Source organism: Blastococcus sp. CT_GayMR20 (assembly GCF_004570345.1).
In genome coordinates, this window is the sequence record NZ_SPQM01000243.1 from 1 (window position 1) to 4,397 (window position 4,397).

Below are 4,397 nucleotides of genomic sequence, written 5' to 3' on the forward strand. Positions count from 1 at the left end.
GCCGTGCTCGGCGTCTCGATGGGATCGCTCATCGACCTGGAGACCCTGCGGGCGGTCGCCGCGAACTGGCTGCCCGTCCTCGCCGTCACGGTCGCCACGCTCGGCCTCAGCCTCGGTGCGGGGCTCCTGCTGCGGCTGCAGCCGGGGATCAGTCCGGTCACCGGGGCGTTCTCGATGATCGCCGGCGGTGCCTCCGGGATCATCGCCATGGCCCGCGAGCTCGGCGCCGATGCGCGCATGGTCGCCGTCCTCCAGTACCTGCGGGTCCTGTTGATCGTCCTCCTCATGCCGGTGGTCGCGACGGTGGCCTACGGCGCCTCGGCCGGGGACGGCGGCCCGCCGCCGGTCGAGGACGGTCCCGGCTGGCCGGCCGGGCTGCTGCTCACGGTCGGCTGCTCGCTGGCCGGGGTGATCGCCGCGCGGCTGGTGCGGCTCCCCGTGCCGGCGCTCCTGGGTCCGCTGATCGCGGCGGCGGCCGTCGACCTCACGGGGCTGGGCCGCGGCGCGGAGGTCCCGGCCCTCGTCGAGACGGCGACCTTCCTCGTGATCGGCCTCCAGGTGGGGGTCAGCTTCACGCGGGAGCGACTGCGAACCATCGGCCGGGCCCTGCCGCTGGCGCTGGCCGTCATCCTGGGGGTGATCGTGGCCTCGGCCGGTCTGGGCGCGGTGCTGTCGGCCGCGACCGGCGTCAGCGCGCTCGACGGATACCTGGCGACCACTCCGGGTGGGCTCTACGCCGTCCTGGCCACGGCGAGCGACATCGGGGCGGACGTGACGTTCGTGCTCGCCGTCCAGGTGCTGCGGCTGTTCGTCATGCTGCTCAGCGCCCCGCTCGTCGCCCGATGGCTGCGGAGGTCCGCGTCGGGCTGACCTGGAGACCCCGACGCGCCTACCCTTGCTGACCGGGATTCGAGCGGAAGGGGCCTCCAGCTGAGCGAGGACGCAGCGGTCGGGACGGACGCAGGCACGGACGACGCCGTGCTGCTGTTCGTCGGCGGACCCCTGGACGGGCGGGTGGAGATCCGCGCGGCCCGGCACGGGGAGCCGTTGCCGACGGTGACGCACGTCCACCTGCACGACGGCCCGAAGGTCGTGCACCGCTACGACCTCGAGCCGCTCACCGACGGCGTCGGCGTCTACAACCTGCGGCCTCCGGTCCGCCGGCCGGTGCGGGACGAAGCCGACTGAGACGCCTGCCTACGACCCTCTTGACTTCCTAACGCTATTAGGAGGACCGTTCCCGGCATGACCGGGACGGTGCCCCTGGACCGTCGGCAGCGCCGCCGGCAGGAGACCATCGAGCAGGTGCTCGACGTCGCCGTCGAGGTCATGGCCGACCACGGAGTCGCCGGCCTCACCCTCGGCGAGGTGGCCCGGCGGATGGGTATCCGCCCGCCGTCGCTCTACGTCTACTTCGACGGCAAGCACGCGCTCTACGACGCGCTCTTCGAGCGTGGCTGGCGGACGCTGCTCGAGAACATCCGCGCCGTCGAGGCGACGCGGGACGGCACCGACCTGGTCGCCGACCTGGTGGCCGTCGAGTCCGCCTTCGTGCGCTGGGCCGTGGAGCACCCGGCCTACGCGCCGCTCATGTTCTGGCGCCCGGTGCCCGGCTTCGCGCCGTCCGCGGAGGCCTACGCCCCCGCCGTGGAGATCGCGGTCTCGAGCCGGGCCTTCCTCGCGCGGCTGCAGGCGGCGGGGATGCTCGCTCCCGGGGCCGACCTCGACCTCGTCTACCGCACCCAGACCGCCGTCATCAGCGGCGTCATCACCCAGCAGCTCGCCAACGCACCGGGCGAGCCCTTCGAGACCGGCACCTTCACCTCCACCCTGCCCGACGTGGTGGCCATGTGGCTGGCCCACCACGGCGGACCGCCCATCCCACCGTCCGACTGATCCGCGAGAGGTACCGCCATGGCCGCCGGCACGACTGTCCACCCCCCGTCCCGCCGTCCGTCCTCGCGCAGGGCCGTCCTGGACCGGGACACCGCACGGCGGCTGGCCGCGACCGAGTACGCCCGCGTCGCCGCGCTGCTCCGGTCACTCGCACCGGAGGACTGGGCCCGTCCGACGGACTGCGCCGGCTGGGACGTGCGGGCGATGGCCGGTCACGTGCTCGGGATGACCGAGATGGCGGCGACGTTGCGGGCCGCCGTCGCGCAGAACGTCGCGGCATCGCGGGCCGGTGGGGGCATCGACGCCCTGACCGCGCTGCAGGTCCGCCGGTCGGCGGGCCTGTCGGCAACCGAGCTGGTGGAGCGGTTCGCGGCCGTGGCCCCGCGCGCCGAGCGCGGACGTCACCGGATGGCGACGCTGATCGGCCGGCTGACCGTGCCGGAGGACCAGGTCGTCGGCGGGCGGACGGAGCGCTGGACCTTCGGCTTCCTGTTCGACGTCATCCTCACCCGCGACCCCTGGATGCACCGCGTCGACATCAGCCGGGCGGTCGGCCGCGAGCTCGAACTGACACCGGAGCACGACGGTGTCCTGGTCGCCGACGTCGTCGCCGAGTGGGCGTCGCGGCACGGCCGGCCGTACCGACTGCGGCTCACCGGCCCGGCCGGTGGCGAGTGGTCGGCCGAGGGCGCCCACGCCGACGTGCTGGAGCTCGACGCCGTGGAGTTCTGCCGGGCGCTGTCCGGCCGGGGGACGGCGAGCCCACCCCTCGGCCAGCACGTGCCGTTCTGACCGCTCACCAGCCCTGGACCCGGCGGGCCTCGGCGACGACCCGGTCGAAGCGCACGCGGTCCAGCGCGGCGCCCTCCCGTCGGACGGTGGCCGGGTCGAGGACCAGGAGGCGGTCCAGGCGCACCTCGCTCGGCCGGCGCCTGCTGTCCCACGGCCCGCTGCCGATGTCGGTCCAGAGCCGGCCGTGGCGCGCCTCGTCGGCGGCGTCGCGGTCGTGGTCCTGACTGGAGAGCAGCAACCCGAGCAGGTCGGGGCCCCGGCGGCCGATGACGAGGACCGGTCGGTCCTTGCCGCGCCCGTCGCCCTCGTCGTACGGCACCCATGCCCAGACCACCTCGCCGGGATCGGGCCGGTCGTCGTCGCGGGGCCGGTACTCGACGTCGGGTGACGACGGCCGGCGGACCAGCCCGATCAGCTGACCGGCGAGCCGGAGGAAGCGTTCTGCGCGCGCCATGCCGGCACGGTACGGGGGACCGGTGGGTCCAGCCGGGCCGCTGAACAGGCCTCCCGTGTCACTTGTGACACATCGGTACCAATTGGTCACGGAGGGGGTTCGTTCGGCCGATTACGGGGCACCATGGGTCCACGGGGTCGACGGCGGGCGCCCCCGGGAGAACGGGGGCTCTCATGACGACGTCCGAACCGGTACGGCCGGCGGTCCCGAGGGCGCGTGACGTGCAGGCGAGCGTCCTCGCCGCCTTCCAGCTCGTCGAGGACGCGCACTACTTCGGCAGCGACCGCCGACCGCGGCGGCACCGCGCCCGTGTCATGGCCGAACGGGCCGTTGCCGATCGCAAGCTCGCGCGGGACCTCCGCGCCGGCTGACCCGCTAGGCGACGCAGAACTCGTTGCCTTCGGGGTCGGCCATCGTGACCCACTCGTGCGGGCCCTGCGACGCCCGCCAGAGCTCCGTGGCGCCCAGCTCCTTGAGCCTGGCGACCTCGGCCTCCTGCCGGTCCGCGCCGACGCGGACGTCGAAGTGCATGCGGTTCTTGACCGTCTTCGGCTCCGGGACCTGCTGGAAGAGCACCCGGGGCCGGTCGGGGTCGGGCGAGGTGATCGCCGCCCCCTCCTTCCACACGAGCGCGCCGTGATGGCGCATGGTCTGATCCTCCGTCGCGTAGCCGGCCTCGACCATGCGGCGGATGAACCCCTCGTCCTGCGCCTCGACCTGCCACCCGAGGGCCTCCGCCCACCAGTCGGCCAGCACGTGCGGTTCGGCGGAGTCGATCGCGACCTGGAAGTCGAATGCCATGGCCGGACGGTAGGGGAGTCCGCCGACATTCCGGCAGGGTCGGATCCCGGGCGCGGGTCCCGGCTAGCCTGGCTCCCCGTGTCGGCACAGTGGAGTTCCCCGGTCCGCTACGTGGAGTGCGACCAGCAGGGCGTCGTCTTCAACGCGCACTACCTGACGTGGGCCGACGAGGCGTCCAACCACTGGTGGGCCGCCCAGGGGCTGCCCTGGGACGAGGTGGCCGCGCGGGTCGACCCCGTGGTGAAGGCGAGCTCCCTCGAGTGGACGTCGTCGGCCCGGTGGGGCGACACGGTCACCGTCGACGGCGAGACGGAGAAGCTGGGCCGTACCAGCGTGACGGTGCGCTACACGATCCGCGTGGGCGACCGCGTGTGCTGCGTCGTCCGCAACACCTACGTGGCGACCGACGCCGGCCGGGCGACCCCGTGGCCCGACGACATCAAGGCCGTGCTCG

General features: G+C 73.8%; 8 protein-coding genes. 6 read left to right on the top strand and 2 right to left on the bottom strand.

Annotated features, from left to right (window positions below; all coding sequences use genetic code 11):
• The 4 genes from E4P40_RS26485 to E4P40_RS26500 all read left to right on the top strand — a co-directional run.
• Positions 1-870: AbrB family transcriptional regulator (locus tag E4P40_RS26485; RefSeq protein ID WP_135161295.1), on the top strand; the 870-nt coding region annotated here is incomplete at its 5' end.
• A gap of 108 nt (positions 871-978) precedes the next feature.
• Positions 979-1,188, top strand: a complete 210-nt coding sequence (locus E4P40_RS26490) for a hypothetical protein (RefSeq protein WP_245160614.1) — start codon at positions 979-981, stop codon at positions 1,186-1,188.
• 57 nt (positions 1,189-1,245) lie between these two features.
• Positions 1,246-1,896, top strand: coding sequence for a TetR/AcrR family transcriptional regulator (locus tag E4P40_RS26495; RefSeq protein WP_135161297.1), 651 nt, complete (start codon positions 1,246-1,248; stop codon positions 1,894-1,896).
• An 18-nt stretch (positions 1,897-1,914) separates the two neighbouring features.
• Positions 1,915-2,688: a maleylpyruvate isomerase family mycothiol-dependent enzyme gene (locus E4P40_RS26500; RefSeq protein ID WP_135161298.1), complete on the top strand. Its 774-nt coding sequence runs from the start codon at positions 1,915-1,917 to the stop codon at positions 2,686-2,688.
• Positions 2,689-2,692: 4 nt separating this feature from the next.
• Here the strand turns inward: E4P40_RS26500 and E4P40_RS26505 are convergent, their stop codons facing one another.
• Positions 2,693-3,142, bottom strand: coding sequence for a type II toxin-antitoxin system PemK/MazF family toxin (locus tag E4P40_RS26505; RefSeq protein ID WP_135161299.1), 450 nt, complete (start codon positions 3,140-3,142; stop codon positions 2,693-2,695).
• A gap of 221 nt (positions 3,143-3,363) precedes the next feature.
• On the opposite strand from E4P40_RS26505, the gene E4P40_RS28400 reads away from it, so the two are divergent.
• Positions 3,364-3,513, top strand: a complete 150-nt coding sequence (locus tag E4P40_RS28400) for a hypothetical protein (protein ID WP_167762380.1) — start codon at positions 3,364-3,366, stop codon at positions 3,511-3,513.
• A gap of 4 nt (positions 3,514-3,517) precedes the next feature.
• On the opposite strand, the gene E4P40_RS26510 is transcribed toward E4P40_RS28400, so the two are convergent.
• Complete coding sequence (locus E4P40_RS26510; protein ID WP_135161300.1) at positions 3,518-3,943, bottom strand: VOC family protein; 426 nt, start codon at positions 3,941-3,943, stop codon at positions 3,518-3,520.
• Between the two features lie 78 nt (positions 3,944-4,021).
• Between E4P40_RS26510 and E4P40_RS26515 the strand changes: the two genes are divergently transcribed.
• On the top strand, positions 4,022-4,397 hold a 376-nt coding region (locus E4P40_RS26515), incomplete at its 3' end, for a thioesterase family protein (protein ID WP_135161301.1).

Excerpts from the sequence above, each read along its gene's own strand:
- E4P40_RS26495 (WP_135161297.1), top strand. The coding sequence starts at position 1,246 with ATGACCGGGACGGTGCCCCTGGACCGTCGGCAGCGCCGCCGGCAGGAG.
- E4P40_RS26500 (WP_135161298.1), top strand. The coding sequence starts at position 1,915 with ATGGCCGCCGGCACGACTGTCCACCCCCCGTCCCGCCGTCCGTCCTCG.
- E4P40_RS26505 (WP_135161299.1), bottom strand. The coding sequence starts at position 3,142 with ATGGCGCGCGCAGAACGCTTCCTCCGGCTCGCCGGTCAGCTGATCGGG.
- E4P40_RS26510 (WP_135161300.1), bottom strand. The coding sequence starts at position 3,943 with ATGGCATTCGACTTCCAGGTCGCGATCGACTCCGCCGAACCGCACGTG.